The 20524-nt window shown below is 69.8% G+C and carries 19 protein-coding genes; 13 read left to right on the forward strand and 6 right to left on the reverse strand.

The window, feature by feature from the left end; translation table 11 throughout:
• The first annotated feature begins 2 nt into the window (after positions 1 to 2).
• Genes FEK34_RS05725 through hisI form a run of 3 tightly spaced genes read left to right on the forward strand, consistent with a single transcriptional unit; the run spans position 3 to position 5385 of the window.
• A complete protein-coding gene (locus FEK34_RS05725; RefSeq protein ID WP_138446774.1) occupies positions 3 to 269 on the forward strand; it encodes an acyl carrier protein in 267 nt (88 codons plus the stop codon).
• Entirely contained in the window at positions 266 to 5023 is a 4758-nt protein-coding gene (locus tag FEK34_RS05730; RefSeq protein ID WP_249358804.1) for a type I polyketide synthase, read from the forward strand. Before FEK34_RS05725 ends, FEK34_RS05730 begins: the two co-directional genes overlap by 4 nt.
• 8 nt (positions 5024 to 5031) lie before the next feature.
• On the forward strand, positions 5032 to 5385 hold the full coding sequence (hisI, locus tag FEK34_RS05735; RefSeq protein ID WP_138446775.1) for a phosphoribosyl-AMP cyclohydrolase: 354 nt from the start codon (positions 5032 to 5034) through the stop codon (positions 5383 to 5385).
• Here the strand turns inward: hisI and FEK34_RS05740 are convergent, their stop codons facing one another.
• From FEK34_RS05740 to FEK34_RS05750, 3 genes are all read right to left on the reverse strand, one after another.
• A complete protein-coding gene (locus FEK34_RS05740; protein WP_249357984.1) occupies positions 5386 to 5817 on the reverse strand; it encodes a MarR family winged helix-turn-helix transcriptional regulator in 432 nt (143 codons plus the stop codon). It lies immediately after the preceding gene.
• A 172-nt stretch (positions 5818 to 5989) separates the two neighbouring features.
• Positions 5990 to 6604, reverse strand: coding sequence for a permease (locus FEK34_RS05745; RefSeq protein ID WP_138446777.1), 615 nt, complete (start codon positions 6602 to 6604; stop codon positions 5990 to 5992).
• 101 nt (positions 6605 to 6705) lie between these two features.
• Positions 6706 to 7167 carry a peroxiredoxin gene (locus FEK34_RS05750; protein WP_138446778.1) on the reverse strand — a complete coding sequence of 154 codons (462 nt, stop codon included), beginning with the start codon at positions 7165 to 7167 and terminating at the stop codon, positions 6706 to 6708.
• A 62-nt stretch (positions 7168 to 7229) separates the two neighbouring features.
• Here FEK34_RS05750 and FEK34_RS05755 point away from each other — a divergent pair, with 62 nt between their 5' ends.
• From FEK34_RS05755 to FEK34_RS05790, 9 genes are all read left to right on the forward strand, one after another.
• Positions 7230 to 8840 (forward strand): anthranilate synthase component I, encoded by a 1611-nt coding sequence (locus FEK34_RS05755; RefSeq protein WP_138446779.1) that lies wholly within the window; start codon positions 7230 to 7232, stop codon positions 8838 to 8840.
• Positions 8837 to 9568 (forward strand): TIGR02234 family membrane protein, encoded by a 732-nt coding sequence (locus FEK34_RS05760; RefSeq protein WP_138446780.1) that lies wholly within the window; start codon positions 8837 to 8839, stop codon positions 9566 to 9568. The genes FEK34_RS05755 and FEK34_RS05760 overlap by 4 nt, the downstream gene beginning before the upstream one ends.
• A 175-nt stretch (positions 9569 to 9743) precedes the next feature.
• Entirely contained in the window at positions 9744 to 10562 is an 819-nt protein-coding gene (trpC, locus tag FEK34_RS05765) for an indole-3-glycerol phosphate synthase TrpC (protein WP_104359429.1), read from the forward strand.
• Positions 10562 to 11833, forward strand: coding sequence for a tryptophan synthase subunit beta (gene trpB / locus FEK34_RS05770; RefSeq protein ID WP_138446781.1), 1272 nt, complete (start codon positions 10562 to 10564; stop codon positions 11831 to 11833). The genes trpC and trpB overlap by 1 nt, the downstream gene beginning before the upstream one ends.
• A complete protein-coding gene (trpA, locus tag FEK34_RS05775) occupies positions 11833 to 12633 on the forward strand; it encodes a tryptophan synthase subunit alpha (RefSeq protein ID WP_138446782.1) in 801 nt (266 codons plus the stop codon). The genes trpB and trpA overlap by 1 nt, the downstream gene beginning before the upstream one ends.
• A 123-nt stretch (positions 12634 to 12756) precedes the next feature.
• Positions 12757 to 14130 carry a prolipoprotein diacylglyceryl transferase gene (gene lgt / locus FEK34_RS05780; RefSeq protein ID WP_432760932.1) on the forward strand — a complete coding sequence of 458 codons (1374 nt, stop codon included), beginning with the start codon at positions 12757 to 12759 and terminating at the stop codon, positions 14128 to 14130.
• 246 nt (positions 14131 to 14376) lie between these two features.
• A complete protein-coding gene (locus FEK34_RS29900) occupies positions 14377 to 14988 on the forward strand; it encodes a hypothetical protein (RefSeq protein WP_171048060.1) in 612 nt (203 codons plus the stop codon).
• Positions 14989 to 15064: 76 nt separating this feature from the next.
• Positions 15065 to 16483, forward strand: a complete 1419-nt coding sequence (pyk, locus tag FEK34_RS05785) for a pyruvate kinase (RefSeq protein WP_171048061.1) — start codon at positions 15065 to 15067, stop codon at positions 16481 to 16483.
• Positions 16484 to 16580: 97 nt separating this feature from the next.
• The gene (locus FEK34_RS05790) at positions 16581 to 17393 is read left to right on the forward strand and encodes an acyl-CoA thioesterase (protein ID WP_228794346.1); all 813 of its coding nucleotides are present in this window, start codon (positions 16581 to 16583) and stop codon (positions 17391 to 17393) included.
• Positions 17394 to 17492: 99 nt separating this feature from the next.
• Here the strand turns inward: FEK34_RS05790 and FEK34_RS05795 are convergent, their stop codons facing one another.
• From FEK34_RS05795 to FEK34_RS05805, 3 genes are all read right to left on the reverse strand, one after another.
• Positions 17493 to 17900, reverse strand: a complete 408-nt coding sequence (locus tag FEK34_RS05795) for a hypothetical protein (RefSeq protein WP_138446783.1) — start codon at positions 17898 to 17900, stop codon at positions 17493 to 17495.
• Positions 17901 to 17996: 96 nt separating this feature from the next.
• A complete protein-coding gene (locus FEK34_RS05800; RefSeq protein ID WP_138446784.1) occupies positions 17997 to 18623 on the reverse strand; it encodes a low molecular weight phosphatase family protein in 627 nt (208 codons plus the stop codon).
• Between the two features lie 169 nt (positions 18624 to 18792).
• Complete coding sequence (locus FEK34_RS05805; RefSeq protein WP_138446785.1) at positions 18793 to 19308, reverse strand: monooxygenase family protein; 516 nt, start codon at positions 19306 to 19308, stop codon at positions 18793 to 18795.
• Between the two features lie 256 nt (positions 19309 to 19564).
• On the opposite strand from FEK34_RS05805, the gene FEK34_RS05810 reads away from it, so the two are divergent.
• Positions 19565 to 20512, forward strand: a complete 948-nt coding sequence (locus tag FEK34_RS05810) for a patatin-like phospholipase family protein (protein ID WP_138446786.1) — start codon at positions 19565 to 19567, stop codon at positions 20510 to 20512.
• The last annotated feature ends 12 nt before the right edge of the window (positions 20513 to 20524 follow it).

Here is a 20524-nt window from a genome sequence, read left to right on the forward strand (position 1 = left end):
CCGTGTTCGCCACCGCCCCCACCCCTCCGACCTCGATCACCGGCTGGCTCGCCGAGCGCGTCGCCGACTACACCGGACGCGCCGCGCACCAGGTGGATCCGGACGTGCCGCTCGCCGAACTCGGCCTCGACTCCGTCTCGGCGGTGACGCTGTGCGGGGAGATCGAGGACCGCTGGGCGCTCGAGGTGGACCCGACGCTGGTGTTCGATTACCCGACCATCGCGGATATCGCCGCCTTCCTCGCCGTCGAATCGAGTTCCGCCGCATGATGGGCGCGGGATCCGAGAGTTCGCGTGACCACACCGATATCGCGATCGTCGGCATCGACTGCCGGTTCCCGGGGGCCAATGATCCGGCCGCGCTGTGGCGCCTGCTGATCGAAGGCGGCGACGCCATCTCCGAGGTACCGGCCGACCGCTGGGCAGCCGAAGACTTCCACGACCCAGCCGGCCGGCCGGGCACCATCAACAACCGCCGCGGCGGATTTCTCACCGACGCCGACGTTTTCGACCACGAATTCTTCGGCATCACACCGCGCGAAGCCGCCGCCATGGACCCGCAACAGCGGCTGCTGTTGCACACCGCGTGGCGCGCCCTGGAAGACGCCACCCTCGATCCGCGCGCCCAAGCCGGGTCCCGCACCGGCGTCTATGTCGGCGTGATGGCCAACGAGTGGGCGAACATCCAGATGGGCGACTACGCCGCGATCACCGCGCAGCACGGCTCCGGCAACGGGTACTTCATGACCGCCAACCGGCTGTCCTACCAGCTGGATCTGCGGGGCCCGAGCATGGCCGTCGACACCGCGTGCTCATCGTCGCTGAGCGCCATCCACCTCGCGTGGACCGCGTTGGCGGCGGGGGAGTGCGACCAGGCGCTGGCCGGCGGAGTGAACCTCGTGCTGACACCCGCGGTGGGCATCTTCTACACCCAGGCCGGACTCTCGGCCCCCGACGCGCGATGCAAACCGTTCAGCGGCACGGCCGACGGCATCGTGCGCGGCGAAGGCACGGCGGTGCTGGTGCTGCGGCGACTGGCCGACGCACAAGCCGCCGGGCTGCCGATCTACGCGGTGATCAAGGGCAGCGCCGTCAACTCCGACGGGCGCAGCAACGGCATCACCGCGCCGAACCGGTGGGCGCAGCAGCAGGTGGTGGAGCAGGCCTACGAGCGCGCCGGGGTGCGGCCGCAGGAAGTGGACTTCATCGAGGCGCACGGCACCGGCACCGTGCTCGGCGACATGATCGAAGTCAAGGCGCTCGGCGCACTGCACGGCGGACGGACGCTGCTCTGCGGAATCGGTTCCGTCAAAGGCAATCTCGGGCACACCGAGGGCACGGCCGGCATCGCCGGCGTGATCAAGGCCGCGCTCGGCCTGCACCATCGCCTCGTACCGCCGACTCGGTTCGCCGATAGTGAGAACCCGAAACTGCGGCTGGCGCAGCAGGGTTTGCGGCTGCTGGGTGAGGCGATGCCGCTCGGTGAGCAGGCCGTGGGCGGGGTGAGCAGCTTCGGGGTCGGGGGGACGAACGCGCATATCGTGCTGGCGAGTGCGCCGGGAAGCGGTGCGGCCGAAGACTCCGCGGACCCAGCCGACGGGCCGGACCGTCCAGACGGACGAGGACTGATGTCATCGGCGGATGGCGCGCGTCGACACGATCCACTACACGGCCAACCGTGTGACGGCGGTGGCGGTGTGCTGACGCTGTCGTCGGACAGCGCCGAGGGGCTGCGGCGGAACGCGCTGCGCATGGCTCAGGCGCTTGAAGCGTTGCCGGGCGGCCGGTTCGCGCAGCTGTGCTGGACGAGTAATCAGGTCAAGGCGTCGGGTCGGCAGCGGCTCGCGGTGGTCGCGTCCGATCGGGACGAGGCGGTGAAGCAGCTGCGCAGCGGCCCGGAAACCGCTGTCACTCAACCTGTTTCCGTGGGGTGGATGTTCAGCGGGCAGGGCACGCAGTTCGCCGGCATGGCGCGGGCGCTCGAGGCCGCGAGCCCGGGATTCCGGCAGGCGCTCGTGCTCGTGGACGAGGCCATGAGCATCCACCTCGGACAGTCCGTGCGGGAGCTGCTGCTCGATGACACGGCCGACGTCGACAGCACCGAACTGGCGCAGCCGGCGATCTTCGCGATGGAGTACGCCATCGCGAGCGCTCTCGCCGAGACGGGACTACGGCCGGCCTGGGTGCTCGGGCACAGCATCGGTGAATACGCGGCCGCGGTCGTCGCCGGGGTGCTCGACCTCGAGCAGGCCTGCCGGTTGGTGGTGTTGCGCGGTGCGCTGATGCGGCGGCTACCCGCCGGTGGCGCGATGCTCGCCGTGCGCGCGGGCGAAGCAGCGGTGGCCGATCTGCTCGCCGAGGAGCCGGAGGTCGCCGTCGCCGCCGTCAACGGGCCATCCGATCTGGTGCTGTCCGGCGACGCCGCCGCGATCGCACGCATCGAGAAGGTCTTGGCCGAGCGAGCGGTGATCACCAAGGCGCTCACCGTTTCCCACGCCTTCCACAGCCCGCGCATGGATCCCATACTGGCCGAATTCGAGGCTGCTGCCCGCGCCTGCACCTACCGGCCGGCGAACCTGCCGATCTACTCGACCGTGCGCGGGCGGTTGCTCGAGCCCGGCGAGACGATGGACGCGGCGTACTGGACCGAACACATCCGCACCACTGTCCGCTTCGGCGAGGCCGCCGACGCCGCACTCGCTACCGAGCCGACCCACCTGATCGAGGTCGGACCCCGGCGTGTGCTGACACCGCTGATCGGCCGGATCCGGCCGGAATACCGCGGCCGCTCCCTGGCCCCGAGCCCCGGGCCCGGCGCCACCGGCCGCGAATTCGCCGGCACCATCGCCGCGCTGTACCGCGACGGCTTCGACCCCGACTGGGACCGGCTCTACGAACCCGAGCAGCGGGTGCGCCGCCGGCTTCCGGTGTACGAGTTCTCGACCGAACACCGGTTCTGGTTCGAGCAGCAGGCTCCGGCGACGAGGGAACAAGCCATCCCCGGCCAGGGCGCGGCCACTCCAGAACAAGAACAGCCGGTCGGCACGACTCCGGCACAACCCGATGTACGAACCAGAACGACTTCCCCCGAACCCGAGGACACCACCACCATGGACCAGATGATCGCGCTCTTCCGCGAACAGAACGCGCTGCTGGCGAAGCTCGCGCACGGGGCTGCTGGTTCGCAGACGCCGAACGCTGCCGGTAGCGGCGCCGCGGCCGTCGGCTCCGCGCCCGCCCCTGCGGAGGTCATCGGCACCCGTCCCGTCGACCCCGCGCCTGCCGCTTCCGCTGCTGCCGGCGCCGGCAAGGTGTGCGTCGACGCTGCGTCCACCGCAACCCCATCTGCCGGTGGTCGCGAGGCCGCCGCCATCGTCTACGCCGAGGCAGCCAGGGTGAGCGGCTATCCCGCCGACCGCCTCACCGCCGCCCAAACCCTCACCGGCGACCTCGGATTCGACTCGATCATGACCGCCGATCTGTTCACCGGAATCGTCCGCCGGATGCCCGGGCTGGTCATCGATCCGGCGCGGTTCGAGGAGCAGGCGACACTCGGCGACGTCGTCGGCTACGTCGCGGCGGGCGGCGCAGCGCCAGCATCCAGCGGTCGGGCCGGCCGCGCGGACGCCCGCGAGTGCGTGGGCGCGGGGGCCGCAGCGCCGGCATCGGACGCCGCGCCCGAGGCGTTCACGGTGACTCCGAATGCCGAGCCCACTGCTCGGAGTCTCGATCCCCGCGCTGGCGTATCGCCTTCCCACAGAGACCAATTCGGCGGGCAGACCGCCGAGCGCGGCAATCCCGCCCCCGAACCAGCGCACGTCGCCCCCGAATTCCGCATCAGCGACTTCGCCGAGGTGAAGGCGATCGAGGGCAGGCTCGCGGGCGCGCAAGCGCTCGGCCTGGCCAATCCGTACTTCCTGGTCAACGACGGCGTCACCCGCGACACCTCGGTGATCGACGGTGTGCCGGTGCTGAATTTTTCCAGCTACAACTATCTCGGCCTGTCGGGGCATCCGGCCGTGGTCGAGGCGGTACAGGACGCGGTCGCCCGGTACGGCAGTTCGTGCTCGGCCAGCCGGGTGCTCTCCGGGGAGAAACCGGTGCATCGTGAGCTGGAAGCCGAACTCGCCGCGCTGCTCGGCACCGAGGACGCGATGGCGCTGGTGGGCGGGCATTCCACGAACGTCACCATCATCGGGCATATCGTCGGGCCGCAGGATCTGGTGATCCACGACAGCCTGGCCCACGACAGCATCCTGCAGGGCTGCAAGCTGTCCGGCGCCACCCGCAGGCCGTTCCCGCACAACGACCACGCCGCGCTCGACCGGATGCTCGGCGAGCTGCGGCACCGGTACCGCCGGGTGCTGATCCTCATCGAAGGCGTGTACAGCCAGGACGGCGACATCCCCGACCTGCCCGCCATCATCGCGATCAAGAAGCGGCACAAGGCGATGCTGATGATCGACGAGGCGCACAGCGTCGGTGTGCTCGGCGCGGGCGGCGGCGGCATCGGCGAGTACTTCGGTGTGGACCGCGGCGAGGTCGAGCTGTGGTCGGGCACCATGTCGAAGGCGCTGGCCGGGTGCGGCGGGTACGTCGCTGGCAGCGCGGAGCTGATCCGCTTCCTGAAATACACCACGCCCGGCTTCGTCTACAGCGTCGGCATGACACCGATGAACGCGGCAGCCTCGGCGGCGGCGATCCGGCTGCTGCGCACCGATCCGGAACCGCTGACGCGGCTGCGGCGCAATGCGGAACTGTTCCTGAGCCTGGCCAAGGATGCCGGGATCGACACCGGCGACAGTCACGACACCCCGATCATTCCGTGCATCGTCGGCGATTCGCTGAAGACGCTGACGCTGTCGGGCGCGCTGCTGCGGCGCGGGATCAATGTCAACCCGATCCTGTATCCGGCTGTCCCAGAAGATCTGGCGCGACTGCGGTTCTTCGTCACCGCCTGCCACAGCGAGCAGCAGATCCGCGAGGCCGTCGCGATCCTCGCCGAAGAACTGGCACTGCTATAAACGGTGACATGACATTGGACCCAGCCATCGCCGCCCGCCTCAAGCGCAACGAGGCCGGCCTGTTCTCCGCCGTCGCGCAGGAACGCGGCACCGGCGATGTGCTGATGGTCGCGTGGATGGACGACGAGGCGCTGGCCCGCACCCTCGCCACCCGCAAGGCCACCTATTACTCGCGTTCGCGCGGCCAGTACTGGGTGAAGGGCGAGACCTCTGGCCACACCCAGTACGTGCACGAGGTGCGCCTGGATTGCGACGGCGACACCGTGCTGCTCACCGTCGATCAGGAGGGCGCGGCCTGCCACACCGGCACCCACACCTGCTTCGATGCCGATGTGCTGCTGGCCCCGGCCGCCGAGGGCTGATCAGAACCCGGAGGATTCGCCCTTGGTGCGGGGGACACCGAGCCGGTCGGCCAGCTGGGTGGCCATCGCCTCGCCGAGATCGGCGAGGGTGGAGATCTGGCCGGCGTCGAGGCCGTCGAAGACCAGTGCGCGGATCGCGTCGAGGTATCCGGGCGCGGCCTCGACCACCTTCTTGTATCCGTCGTCGGTGAGGACGGCCTGCACACCGCGGCGTCCGGCGGTGACGGTGCGTTCGGCCCAGCCCATCCGCTCCAGCTTGGACACCACATGAGACAGTCGCGATAGCGATGCGTTTGCCCTGTGGGCAAGCTCACTCATCTGGAGCCGGTGTCCCGGCTCCTCCGACAGCAGCGACAGCACCCAGAATTCGAAGTGCGTGAGACCGGCCTCGCGTTGCAGCTGGGTGTCCAAAGTGCCCGGCAGGCGTGTCATCAACGCGACAATCGCCCGCCAAGCTCGCTGTTCTACTGGGTTTAGCCACTTCGTCACTGTGCGCCTTCTCTCGAGCCAAGTGACGTGGTCGTGCCCTGACAGTCACCCGCGCCCATGAGTTTGCCACGACTTCGCTCGGCCGTCTGCGAGACACGAAATGACGTGAGGTCACTCACAGGGTGCCGGGGCGGCGTCCCTCGGTTCCGGGTGCGGTGCCGGGCTCACGGACCGTCTCGGAGGACCCGGCGGGCGAGCCGCCGCCCACGATCGCCTTGGCTTCCGCGCGCCGCCGCCACCCGCGCCGCGCCACCAGGTACACCACGGGCACGAAGATCAGCACGGCGATGATCGCGCCGGCCACCGAGGCGCCACGGAAGGCGGGCGCGTCGACGTCCATGATGCGTTCGCCCGCGTGGGCGGCGTTGTTGCCGCCGAGCACCACCGTCAGGGTCATCAGGTTCGGGATCGCGAAGATCAGGGCCAGGACAACGGCCCCGCCCGCGATGACCTTGCCGCCGCGGCGTCGCCACACCAGCACCGCGACCAGCAACAGCAGCAACGGGATGGCGGTACACAGCCCGCCGTAGACCAGGCCCCAGCCGATGCCCTTGGAGAAGCTGCCGTTGACCATCTCGCCCACCCGCTGGGCCCACCAGCGGGGAATGAACGCGGCGAGGATCAGATAGGCGACGATCAGCACGACGACCAGGACCGCACCCGCGATGATCCGGGTGCGCCAGGAGATCGTGGAGGTCCGCGTGTCCGGCGTGCGCTCGGGCGTGGTCATGTTTCCAGCGTAGGTCGCGCGGCTACCTCGGCGCGGGTGCTCGGACGGTGTTTCGGCAGGAAAAGTGCCGGTCCGGGGCGTGCGCCCGGACCGGCGAGGGATCACTTGCCGCGTTCGCGCAGGAACTTCAGCGCTTCGTCGGCGTGCACGTTGGCGCGCAGTTCACCGGTGATGACGGTGAGCACGGTGCGGTCGGTGTCGATGACGAAGGTCTGGCGCTTGACCGGAGCCAGCTTGCCGAGCAGCCCACGCTTGACGCCGAACTGCTGGGCCACCACGCCGTCGGAATCCGACAGCAGGGGATATCCCAGGCGCTGCTTGTCGGCGAACCCGGCCTGGGTGTCGACCGCGTCGGCGCTGATACCGGCGCAGCTCGCGCCGACCGCTGCGAATTCCTCGGCCAGATCACGGAAATGGCAGGCCTCGGCCGTGCACACCGGGGTATTGGCGGCGGGGTAGAAGAAGAGCACGAGCGGTCCGTCTGCGAGCAACTCGTCGAGGGAACGCTTGGTGCCGGATTGATCGGGGAGCTCGAACTGCGGAGCGAGCTGGCCAGTCTTCATGGATCGACCCTACCGGCGGGTGCGCCCATCGGCCTGTCGTAGCCGCCTGGGATGATGGACCGATGCAGGGCGCATCCCACCGCCAGGACACCACGGCCACCACGACCCGCGAGCAGTTCCATCAGCTGGCCGCCGAGCATCGGGTGGTGCCGGTGACCCGGAAGGTGCTGGCGGACTCCGAGACTCCGCTGTCGGCCTACCGCAAACTCGCCGGTGACCGGGCAGGCACCTTCCTGTTCGAGTCGGCGGAGAACGGGCGGTCCTGGTCGCGGTGGTCGTTCATCGGCGCGGGCAGCCCCTCGGCGCTGACCGTGGTCGACGGCGAGGCCGCCTGGCTCGGCGCCACCCCCGCCGACGCACCGTCGGGCGGCGATCCGCTCGACGCGCTGCACCAGACCCTGGAACTGCTGCGCACCGAACGCATGCCGGGACTGCCGCCGCTGACCGGCGGCATGGTCGGCTACCTCGGCTACGACGCGGTGCGGCGGATGGAGCGGCTGCCCAATCTGGCCGCCGACGATCTTCAGCTGCCCGATCTGGTGCTGCTGCTGGCCACCGACCTCGCCGCCTTCGACCACCACGAGGGCGCCATCACCCTGATCGCGAATGCCGTCAACTGGAACGGCACCGCCGACCGGGTGGACGAGGCCTACGACGACGCCGTCGCCCGGCTGGACCGGATGACCGCCGCGCTGGCCGCCCCCGCCGCGTCCACGGTGTCGGTGTTCGACCAGCCCGAACCGCAGTACCGCCGCCAGCGCACCACCGAGGAGTACGGCGCCGGGGTGCGCAGGCTCGTCAAGGAGATCGAGGCCGGCGAGGCGTTCCAAGTGGTGCTGTCGCAGCGCTTCGAGATGGACTACGACGGCGCGCCGATCGACCTCTACCGGATGCTGCGCGCGTCCAACCCGAGCCCGTACATGTACATGCTGCATGTGCCGGACGGCTCCGGCGGCACCGCGTTCTCCATCGTCGGCTCCAGCCCGGAATCGCTGGTGACGGTGAAGGAAGGCGTGGCCACCACCCACCCGATCGCCGGCACCCGCTGGCGCGGCGCCACCGAGGAAGACGATCTGCTGCTGGAGAAGGGCCTGCTCGCCGACGAGAAGGAGAACGCCGAGCATCTGATGCTCGTCGATCTGGGCCGCAACGATCTGGGCCGGGTCTGCCAGCCGGGGACGGTGCGGGTCACCGAATACCGGCACGTCGAGCGCTACAGCCACGTCATGCACCTGGTGTCCACGGTGTCCGGGCGGTTGGCGCCGGGCAAGATCGCGCTCGACGCGGTCCGCGCCTGCTTCCCGGCGGGCACGCTCTCCGGTGCGCCGAAGGTGCGGGCCATGGAGCTGATCGAGGAACTCGAAACCAGCCGCCGCGGCGTCTACGGCGGCGTGGTCGGGTACCTGGACTTCGCCGGTGACGCCGACACCGCGATCGCCATCCGCACCGCGCTGCTCAAAGACGGCACCGCCTACGTGCAGGCGGGGGCGGGCGTGGTCGCCGACTCCGAACCCGAATACGAGGACACCGAATCGCGCAACAAGGCCATGGCGGTGCTGCGCGCGGTCGCCGCGGCGAAGACCGTGCGGGCCTATCGCGCCGATGACGACTACCCGGACGACACGACTGCCGAGTCCGCGCCCGGCACAGGCAGCGGTGGGGTATCGGTATGAGTGACGAGCACGACCAGGAGCCCCGCACGTCGGCGGAGCAGACCACCGCGGTCGCGCCGGGTCGCCGTTATCCGGTCGCCCCGGTGGTCCTGCTGGCCCTGTCCGCCGCCGCCCTGTGGGGCGCCTCGCGGATGACCTGGGTGAGCGTGCACTCCTCGGACGGGCTCACCGAACCACGCACCGACGAGCTCGACGGCGGCACCTGGTTCGGCGCGCTCACCCCGCTGGCCTTGGTCCTGCTGGCCGCCATCGCCGCGGTGCTGGCCACCAAGGGCTGGCTGCGCAGAGTCGTCGGAATGCTGGTGGCGCTGGTCGGCGCGGTGGTCGCGGTGCCGGCGCTGGCGTTGCTCACCGGCTCCGGCGCCACCGCGCAACGCGCCGCCACCCTCGCCGAGCTGCCGGCACGCGCGCAGGTCGAGCAGGTGAGCACCGCCGCCGCGCCCGCCGTGCTGACCATGGCCGGCGCGCTGGCCGCCTTCGCCGCGGGCGTACTACTGGCCAGGATGCCCAAGGACAGCGCGCCACTATCCGGGAAGTACGACACTCCGGTTGCCCGCCGCGCCGCCGCCACCGACCTGGTCGCCGGGCGCGGCGAGGCGGGCGACGACACCGCGCCACCGGTGACCGAACGGGTCCTCTGGGACGCGCTCGACGCGGGCACCGACCCCACCGACGATCACCCGTGGACCGGCACCGATGACGGCCCGGCCGAGCCCGGCACCAGGTGATCCGATGATCCGGCGACCCCGCACAGCACAAGTAGCCGGCGCCCGCAACCTGGGTGGCAACCCCGGCGAACGTGCGTCACACCCGCCCCTTTACTCTTGATCAGCACCGGTGAGACAGCGCCTGGGGGGATTTCTCAGGCAGTGAGTCCGTCTCCCCAGAAAGGATTCGAGCCAGATGACGGTACTCGACTCGATTCTCGACGGGGTCCGCGCGGATGTGGCCGCACGGGAATCCCTGCTGGACTTCCAAGCCATCAAGGCCGCGGCGGCCGCCGCGCCGCCGCCCAAGGACGCGCTCGCCGCGCTGCATGAAGACGGCATCGGCGTCATCGCCGAGGTGAAGCGCGCCAGCCCCTCCAAGGGGCCGCTCGCCGAGATCGCCGACCCCGCCAGCCTGGCCAAGGCCTACGAAGACGGCGGCGCCCGCATCATCAGCGTGCTCACCGAAGGCCGTCGCTTCCACGGCTCGCTCGACGACCTCGACGCCGTCCGCGCCGCCGTGAACATCCCGGTGCTGCGCAAGGACTTCGTGGTCGGCCCGTACCAGATCCACGAGGCGCGCGCGCACGGCGCCGACGTCATTCTGCTGATCGTCGCCGCGCTGGAACAGGACACGCTGAGCTCGCTCATCGACCGCACCGAATCGCTCGGGATGACCGCGCTGGTCGAGGTGCACACCGAGGAAGAGGCCGACCGGGCCCTCAATGCCGGCGCCTCGGTCGTCGGCATCAACGCGCGCAACCTGAAGACCCTGGAAGTCGATCGCGACTGCTTCGCGCGGATCGCACCCGGACTGCCCACCGAGGTCATCCGCGTCGCCGAGTCCGGGGTGCGCGGCACCGCCGACCTGATGGCCTACGCGGGCGCGGGCGCGGATGCCGTGCTCGTCGGCGAAGGCCTGGTGACCAGCGGCGACCCGCGCGCCGCGGTATCGCAGCTGGTGACCGCCGGTACCCACCCGTCCTGCCCGAAGCCCGCCCGGCGGGCGCGCTGATGGCCCCGACCCGGCTGCCCGCGGCCAGCGAGGGCGTCGCCCACCGCAGCGGACACGAACCCGACGGCGGCGGCCACTTCGGCGTCTACGGCGGCAGGCATGTGCCCGAGGCGCTGATGGCCGTCATCGACGAGGTCACCGCCGAATACGACAAGGTCCGCAGCGACCGCGAGTTCCTCGGCGAGCTCGACCGGCTGCAACGCGACTACACCGGCCGCCCCTCGCCGGTGTTCGAATGCACCCGGCTGGCCGAGCACGCCGGTGGCGCCCGCATCCTGCTCAAGCGCGAAGACCTCAACCACACCGGCTCGCACAAGATCAACAATGTGCTCGGGCAAGCCCTGCTGGCCAAGCGCATGGGCAAGACCCGCGTCATCGCCGAAACCGGGGCCGGCCAGCACGGCGTGGCCACCGCGACCGCCTGCGCGCTGCTCGGACTGGACTGCATCGTCTACATGGGCGCGGTCGACACCGCCCGCCAGGCGCTCAACGTGGCCCGGATGCGGCTGCTCGGCGCCGAGGTGGTGTCGGTGAGCACCGGCTCCGCCACGCTCAAGGACGCCATCAACGAGGCCCTGCGCGACTGGGTCTCCAACGCCGACGACACCTACTACTGCTTCGGCACCGCCGCGGGCCCGCACCCGTTCCCGCTGATGGTGCGCGATTTCCAGCGCGTGGTCGGGCTAGAGGCGCGCGAGCAGGTGCAGGAACTCACCGGCAGGCTGCCCGACGCCGTCGCGGCCTGCGTCGGCGGCGGCTCCAACGCCATCGGCATCTTCCACGCCTTCATCGACGATCCGGGCGTGCGCCTGGTCGGCTACGAAGCCGCCGGCGACGGTGTCGAGACCGGCCGCCATGCCGCCACCTTCACCGGCGGATCGCCCGGCGCGTTCCAGGGCGCCTACTCGTACCTGTTGCAGGACGAAGACGGCCAGACCATCGAATCGCATTCCATCTCCGCCGGACTCGACTATCCGGGCGTCGGCCCCGAGCACGCCTACCTCAAGGACACCGGCCGCGCCGAATACCTGCCCGTCACCGATGCCGCAGCGATGGACGCACTGCTGTTGCTCAGCCGCAGCGAGGGCATCATCCCGGCGATCGAGTCCGCGCACGCGGTGGCCGGGGCGCTCGAACTCGGCAAGCAGCTCGGCCCCGGCGCCATCATCCTGGTGAACCTGTCCGGGCGCGGTGACAAGGACATGGACACCGCCGCCCGCTGGTTCGGACTGTTCGACGACGAGGCCGCAGAGGGCAAGGGGAACGCGTAGTGAGCCAGCAGTCCAGACTCGCCAACGCCTTCGCGGCCTGCCGCAACGAACACCGCGCCGCCCTGATCGGCTACCTGCCCGCCGGCTACCCGGACCTGGACGGCTCCATCGCCACCGTGCGCGCGATGGTCGAGGCCGGCTGCGACATCGTCGAGGTCGGCGTGGCCTACTCCGATCCGGTGATGGACGGGCCGACCATCCAGCGGGCCGCCGAGCAGGCGCTGCGCGGCGGGGTGCGGGTGCGCGATGTGTTCTCGGTGGTCGAAGCCGTCACCGCCGCCGGTGCGCAGGCCGTGGTCATGAGCTACTGGAATCCGGTGCTCAAGTATGGCGTCGACCGGTTCTCCCGTGATCTGGCGGCCGCGGGCGGCGCGGGCATCATCACCCCGAACCTCATCCCGGACGAGGCCGACGAATGGTTCGCCGCCTCGGCCGTGCACGATCTGGACCGCATCTTCCTGGTCGCGCCGTCCTCCACCGAGGAACGCCTGGTGAAGACCCTGGAAGCCTCGCGCGGGTTCGTCTACGCGGCCTCCACCATGGGCGTCACCGGCGCCCGTGACGCGGTGTCCTCGGCCGCGCCCGCGCTGTGCGCCCGCATCCGCGCGCACTCCGACATCCCGATCGGCGTCGGGCTCGGCGTGCGTTCGGGTGCTCAGGCCGCCGAGATCGCCGCCTACGCCGACGGCGTGATCGTCGGTTCGGCGTTGGTGACCGCGGCCGCCGAAGGCTTGGACGCGGTGCGGACGCTGACGGCCGAACTGGCCGAGGGCGTGCGCTCGGCGACCGTCGCGTCCTGACCCGAAGCCACACCGTCGCGCTCCTCGACTACGGTGGCCCCCGTGACCTTACGAGTCCTGGCAGACAGTGTTCCCAGCATCGGCACACCCGGTGACGGTGTCCTGAGCGCCGCCACCGCCGACGTGCTCGCCTATATCCCCAGCCCGCCGCAGGGCGTCTGGCAGATCGGGCCGTTCCCGCTGCGCGCGTACGCGCTGTGCATCATCGCCGGCATCATCGTCGCCATCTGGTGGGGTGAGCGGCGCTGGCGCGAACGCGGCGGCCAGCAGGGCGCGGTACTGGATGTGGCGATGTTCGCGGTCCCGTTCGGTCTCATCGGCGGCAGGCTCTACCACGTCGCCACCGACTGGCAGAAATACTTCGGCGCCGACGGCAACCCGATGGACGCGCTGAAGATCTATCAGGGCGGCCTCGGTATCTGGGGCGCGGTGTTCCTCGGCGGCGTCGGCGCCTGGATCGGCTGCCGCGTCTACAAGATCCCGCTGCCCGCCCTCGGCGACGCCATCGCCCCGCCGATCCTGCTGGCCCAAGCCATCGGCCGCCTCGGCAACTACTTCAACCAGGAACTCTATGGCCGCGAAACCGACCTGCCGTGGGGTCTCGAGATCTACCAGCGCTTCGACGACCAGGGCCGCCTGGACATGATGAACGGCGTCTCCACCGGCGTGGTGGAGAAGGTCGTGCACCCGACGTTCCTGTACGAGCTGCTGTGGAACGTGCTGGTGGTGCTGCTGCTGGTGTACGTCGACAAGCGGTTCCGTATCGGCCACGGCCGCCTGTTCGCGCTCTACGTCGCCGGCTACAGCTTCGGCCGGTTCTTCGTCGAACTGATGCGCGACGACGAAGCCACCCACATCGCGGGCATCCGCATCAACTCCTTCACCTCCGCCCTGGTCTTCCTCGCCGCCATCGCCTACTTCGTGTTCGCCACGAAGGGACGCGAGACGCCGGCGCAGCTACAGCCCGGCGCGCAGCCGCGGCCGTGGCCGTGGCAGATCGGCGCGCTGCGGCGTGCGGGTGCTGCCTCAGCGTCGGCGGAGAAAGCCGCAGTGTCGGAGAAGGACGCGGCGGGGGAGAAGGACGCGGCCGATGAGCCGGGCACGTCGACCGAGGGCGCGGAGTCGGGCGTCGAGGTAGACCTGGGCAACGACGCGAAGCTGGGCAAGGGCGCGAAGCCGGGCAACGATGCGAAGCCGGGCAAGGGCGCGGAGTCCGACGATGATGCCGGGTCGGATGAGAATGCCGGGTCGGGCGATAGCGCGGAGTCGGGCGAGAGCGCTGAGGCCGACGATGATGCCGGGTCGGATGAGAATGCCGGGTCGGGCGATAGCGCGGAGTCGGGCGAGAGCGCTGAGGCCGGCAACGACGCGACTCTCGCCGAAGACGCCGAGTCAGGCACGGGCTCGGGTCCCGAGGAGGTCGAGTCGACCGACGATGCCGGGGCAGACGAGGACGCGAAGTCCAGCCGGGCTGCCGGCGCCAAGAAGGGCGGCTGATCGGCCCCCGGCCACCGGCACTGTTCGCCCACCTCTGAGCGACAATATTTGCCCACCTCTGAGCGACAACCCGGGAGCGTTGTCGCTCGGAGGTGGGCGCGAGGTTATCGCCGTCTCGCGTAGCGCGCTTTCCGGGCGACAGCGATGCCGCCGCCCGACACAATGGTCGGTAGACCGCGCGGGCCGCAGTGGGCGAGCTCGGGTATCGGGCAGCGGCACGAGCGCCCGGAGGACAGGAGGACGCGAGTGGCCGAGAATAGTCCGAATTCGCTGGGCGCCGGTGGCCCGCGGTACGGGCCGCCCGGCACCGGGCCGAGTCTGCGCAAGGCCACCGATCCGCCCGCGCAGTCGCATCCGGGCGATCAGGCCTACCCTGCCGACGGTGGTCCCGCTCGCCCAGGAACCGGCCCACAGCGACCCGCCGGACCGCAACACACCGCAGCTTTCCCACCCATGGCGGGTGTGATGTATCCGTCGATGCCGCCGGGGATGACCGGTCCGCTGCCTCCCGGCGGGTTCGTGATGTCGATCGGCGATATCGGCATCTCCGAGGATTCGATCACCACTCCGGCGGGCACGATGCCCCTGCGGGGCGCGGTCTGGACGATCACCGATATGTCGCAGACCTCGGAGAAGATTCCCACCTACGCGGTGGTGCTGGCGATCCTGTTGTTCCCGGTGTGCTTCCTCGGCCTGCTGTTTCTGCTGGTCAAGGAGAAGACGACGGTCGGCTACGTGCAGGTGACCGTGACCAGCGAGGGCCGCTACCACTCCACGATGATCCCGGCACAGAATCAGCAGACCTTCCCGATGCTGCTGCATCAGGTGAACTACGCGCGTTCACTCAGCGCCCGGTGAGCGCAGGCGCGCCCGTCAGGGCGACTCGGCCCGGCCACGACGCGACCCACACCGCGGTCGGGACTAGGCTCTACTCGTGATGCGACGGACGAAGATTGTGTGCACCCTCGGACCGGCCACTGCCACCGAGGACCGTATTCGAGAACTCGTCGAGAGCGGTATGGACGTGGCGCGGCTGAATTTCAGCCACGGTGAGCACTCCGACCATGCCGACAACTACAAGAAGGTGCGGCAGGCCGCCGACCACGTCGGCCGCGCCGTCGGCATTCTCGCCGATCTACAAGGCCCCAAGATCCGCCTCGGCCGCTTCATCGAAGGCCGGACGGTCTGGGCGACGGGCGAAGAGGTGCGCATCACCGTCGACGACGTCGATGGCACCCACGACCGCGTCTCGACCACCTACAAAGAACTCGCCGCCGACGCCAAGCCCGGTGACCGCCTGCTCGTCGACGACGGCAAGGTCGGGCTGACCGTCACCGCCGTCGACGGCAACGACGTGGTGTGCCGGGTCACCGAGGGCGGCCCGGTCAGCAACAACAAGGGCGTATCGCTGCCCGGCATGGACGTGTCGGTGCCCGCCCTGTCCGACAAGGACATCGAGGACCTGGAATTCGCCCTGAAACTGGGCGTCGACTTCATCGCGTTGTCCTTCGTGCGTTCGCCCTCGGATGTCGAGCTGGTGCACGACGTGATGGACCGCGTCGGCCGCCGCGTCCCGGTGATCGGCAAGCTGGAGAAGCCCGAGGCCATCGACAATCTCGAGGCCGTCGTGCTCGCCTTCGACGCGGTCATGGTCGCGCGCGGCGATCTCGGCGTGGAGCTGCCGCTCGAGCAGGTGCCGATCGTGCAGAAGCGCGCCATCCAGATGGCGCGGGAGAACGCCAAACCCGTCATCGTGGCGACCCAGATGCTGGAGTCGATGATCGAGAACTCCCGGCCCACCCGGGCCGAGGCCTCCGATGTCGCGAACGCGGTGCTCGACGGCGCGGACGCGGTGATGCTGTCCGGTGAGACCTCGGTCGGCGCCTACCCGATCGAGACGGTGCGCACCATGGCGCGCATCGTGCACGCGGTGGAGACCGAATCCACCCGGGTGCCGCCGCTGACGCATGTGCCGCGCACCAAGCGTGGCGTCATCTCCTACGCCGCCCGCGATATCGGTGAGCGGCTCAACGCCAAGGCGCTGGTGGCGTTCACCCAGTCCGGTGACACGGTGCGCAGGCTGGCCCGGCTGCACACCCCGCTGCCGCTGCTGGCGTTCACCCCGCTGCCGGAGGTGCGCAGCCAGCTGGCCTTGACGTGGGGCACCGAAACGTTCATCGTGCCTACGGTGGACAGCACCGACGCCATGATCAAGCAGGTCGATCAGGCGCTGCTGAGCATGAACCGGTACCAGAAGGGCGACCTCGTCGTCATCGTGGCCGGCTCCCCGCCCGGTACCGTCGGTTCCACCAACCTGATCCACGTGCACCGTATCGGTGAGGAGGACCATTAGAGTGAGCGTTTCGCTTGACGACTCCGTCGGCGTCGATGTGACGCGGGCGCAGCGTACCGATCTGGACGTACTGCTGGATCTGCTGGATCTGGAACAGATGGACGAGGACGTGTTCGTCGGCCAGCACCCGGAGAAGGTGTGGAGCCGCACGTTCGGCGGGCAGCTGGTGTCGCAAGCGATCATGGCCGCGGGCCGGACGGTCGGCGACCGTCCGGTGCACGCGGTGAACGCGCATTTCGTGCGCGGCGGCGATGTGAAGAAGCCGATCGAGTACCGGGTGGACCGGCACCGCGACGGGCGTTCCTTCGCCAACCGGACCGTCACCGCGAGCCAGGACGGTCAGGAACTGTTCGTCATGCTGGCCGCCTTCCAGGACTGGGGCAAGGGTCTCGAGCATGCCCATGAGCAGCCCGTGGTCCCGGATCCGGAGACGTTGCCGCGGGTGGAGGAGAGCTTCGAAGGCTTGGAGGACAAGCTGGAGATGTTCGTCAACGCCCCGCATCCGATCGATATGCGCTACACCAACGATCCGGCCTGGATCCTCAAGGGCACCGGTGAGCGGCTCAACCACAACCGGGTCTGGATGCGCGCCGACGGCACCCTGCCCGACGATCCGCTGATCCACGTGGCGACCCTCGGCTACTCCTCCGACACCACGGTGCTGGATTCGATCATCACCACCCACGGCCTGTCCTGGGGCCTGGACCGCATCGTCGCGGCCACGGTGAATCATTCCATCTGGTTCCACCGTCCGTTCCGGTTCGACGAGTGGGCGCTCTACGCCACCGAATCCCCGGTCGCGGCGGGTTCGCGTGGCCTGGCCACCGGCCGTTTCTACTCCCGCAGCGGCGAGCTGCTGGCCACCACGGTGCAGGAAGGGCTCATCCGCCACTTCCCGTCCCGCCGCTAAACCCTGCCCGGCAGGCACCTCGAGGTTCCGGGTGCCTGCCGCGCCACGGGTCAGAGGGGAAAAGAACGCGGTGCGACCGGGATTCGCGGCCCGGGCCGTTCAGATGCGTTCGATGGTGGGGTAGAGGTCCACGTCCGTGCGCTGATGGGCGCGCAGGGCGAGCGGGGTATCCGCAGCGGTGACCTGCGCGAGACCGGCCCGCAGCCGGTCCTGCAGCGCCACCATATCGGCGTCGGTCAATTCGGCCGGGTCGCCGACCAGGCTGAGCGCGATTTCGTAGGTGCCGTGCCCTTCCGGCTGGATTCCGGAATGAGCTGTGCGCCAGCTGTTTTCGAATTCGAGGTGCAGGGGATCGTCCAGGGCGGCGGGCAGGGTGAACCGCCAGGCGAACACATCACGATCTTGTAGGTGATCGTCGAGCGCCGTTCGGACGGCCTCGACGATGCGTTCGAGGTTTTCCGGTGTCACATAAACATGGAGCGAAACATCCGAAATGCGTTTCGGCATGTCTGATTCCTGTCGTGTGTGCGGAGGGCGCCACCGGGTCGAAACGTCGACGGCGGAGGTCTTTTCGCGGGAGTGTAGTCCGTTACCGCGCGGACGTCAGGCATACCAGCCCGTGCGCTGAGCGGCCAGGAATGTGGCCAGCGGGGCGGGGCCGTGCGCCGGTTGCAGAACCAGCCCCGACTGCTCGTCGTCGCCGGGCCGTGGTTGGCCGGTGTCGAGGGCGAGCAGCAGCGGCAGCAGGGCCTCGGCGATCCGGTCGCCGACGGCGCAGTAGGCGGGTTCGGACAGCCCAACCGGATCGGCGATGTTCTCCCGGCCCACCAGCGAAAGATCATTGCGGGCCTGATGCAGTTCGGCGACGGTGCACGCACCGGTGACCTTGGCGATCCGGTGCGCCTCGAGCAGCGTGAAGGTGCGCGCCGCGGCCCCGAAAGCCATGGCGGCGGCCTGGTCTCGGATCTGTTCGGTCATGGCCAGCACCAGATCGGCGCGGTCGATGTGCTCGGGTTTGAGTTTGCGGGCCCGGAAGTTGTCCGGGTCGGCGCCGAGACCGGCGATGGTCTGCGCGGCCAGCGGTTCGACCGGGAATCCGACCAGCGCGCGCGTTCCCGCGCTTTCGGCGGTGAGCCCGGTGAGGCCGTGTTCGATCGCGATGGCGCGAGCGAGCCGTTCGGCGATCACCGAACGGCACACATTGCCATTGCAAACGAACAGGACGTGCATGCGGATACGGTAAATCCCCCGATTACCGACCAGAAGTACGAAAAGCGCAATATCACACTCGCTCGGCCACATATTCATCTGCGCTTAGCGTCCCGTACACCATCGCCGCGCGATGTCGATTCGTGTTCGGGTGTGTCGCGAATATCGCGCAATGGTGGTGGTCGATTGCCTATCGTACGGAATCGCCGGGATAGTAATCGGTTTCGGTTACCACGGGTGGGTAGGCGGCGGGTTCGCCGTGTACCCGGCCGCGGGTGGAGAACATGCGGCCCCGGCTGGCCTGGACGGGGGCGAACCGGGTGAGCCCGGTGGAGGTGCTCATATCGTCGTACATGGCGTCGATGCCGCCGCGCAGGAAGTAGGCCTCGTGCCAGAAGCCGGTGCCGCCGGAGTCCCGCAGGAATTGCTGCCACCAGTCGCGGTGCGGCGCCGATCGGGTCCACCGCTCCAGGCTGTCGAGGTCACGCCAGTACTGCCGCGCACCCCAGTGCGGCGGGAACAGTGACCAGATGATGTCCTCGTGGGACAGCAGCCCGTCGGGCTGGTCCTGATGTGATCGATAGAGTTTCGGTCCCACCCCGAGCAGCCGCAGCATCCCGCGCGGCTTGCGCACCCGCATTCCCAGGTAGATCACCACGAGGTCCGGATACCCCGACAGATCCACCGTCGCCCTGTTCACCCGCATGCGTAACCTCCACGACGTCGTAGGGGGATACGCAGCGGGGCCGTGCGTGGTTCGAAACTCCCGGCTGACCCTTGCCACCGCCGTGGAACTGTCGAACATCGCGCCATCACCGCGACGAGCCCGCGCACCTCGGGGCGGCACCGTCCGCGGCGCCGGGAATCGTCGCGTGCTCATTGCCCGGCTCGCATAAATGACATACGGTTCCGTTCATGACACACGGTTCCGTTCACGACAGATCATTCCGCCGAGGCTGCCGATGACGCGCCGTGGGCTCGCGCTCGGGTGCGGCGGGACCCTGGGATTCGCCTGGTCGGCCGCCGCACTCGAGGCCGTCGAACGCGGGCTCGGCTGGGATGCGCGCGAGGCCGTCGCCATCGTCGGCGCCTCGGCCGGCGCCGAGATGGGTGCGATGCTCGGCGCGGGGATCAGCGTCCGCGAGATCAACGACGCCTCGGACGGCCGAGCCACCGACGCCCGGCTGCGCGATCATCTCGCCTACCACCCGGGAATGCTGCCGCCGCTGCCGTCCCCGCGCTGGCCTGGGCTCGGCATGACGGCCCGGCTCGTCACCGGGGATGCGGAACCGCTGGTGGCCGCGGCAGGCCTGCTGCCCCGCGGGCGCGGCGACGCGTCGTGGTTGCGCGCGCTCGGGGCGGCGCTGAGCAACGACGCCGGCTGGGTGGACCATCCGGCGCTGTGGATCGGCACCACCGATATGCGCACCGGCGAACGCGTCACCCTCGGCGCACCGGGCGCACCGTCGGCGTCGCTCGGTGATGCGATCGCCGCATCGTGGGCCATCCCCGGCTGGTTCCCGCCCGTCCGGATCGGCGGCCGCGACCTGATCGACGGCGGCACCTGCTCCACCGCGTCGGCGGATCTGCTGCTCGACGCCGACGTCGACGAGGTCGTCATCATCGCCCCGATGACCTCGCACGGCGGCGCCCCCGCGCGCGGACTGTCCCGGCTGGAACGGCTCCTGCGGCACGCGATGACCCAGCGCCTGGACCGGGAGGTCGAACTACTGCGCCGCGCGGGCATAGGCGTGATTCGCATCGAACCCACCCTCGGCGAGCTCGACGCCATGGGCCCCAACTTCATGGATATCCGCCGGCGCGAGGCGACCCTGAGCGCCGCCCGCGCCGCCGTCCCGGCCACCGTGGCCGCCGCCCTTGCCGAACGACACCGCGGAATCACGGCGTGACCGCCCAGGAGA

The sequence above is a fragment of the Nocardia cyriacigeorgica genome, from assembly GCF_005863245.1.
Lineage (GTDB): Bacteria > Actinomycetota > Actinomycetes > Mycobacteriales > Mycobacteriaceae > Nocardia > Nocardia cyriacigeorgica_C.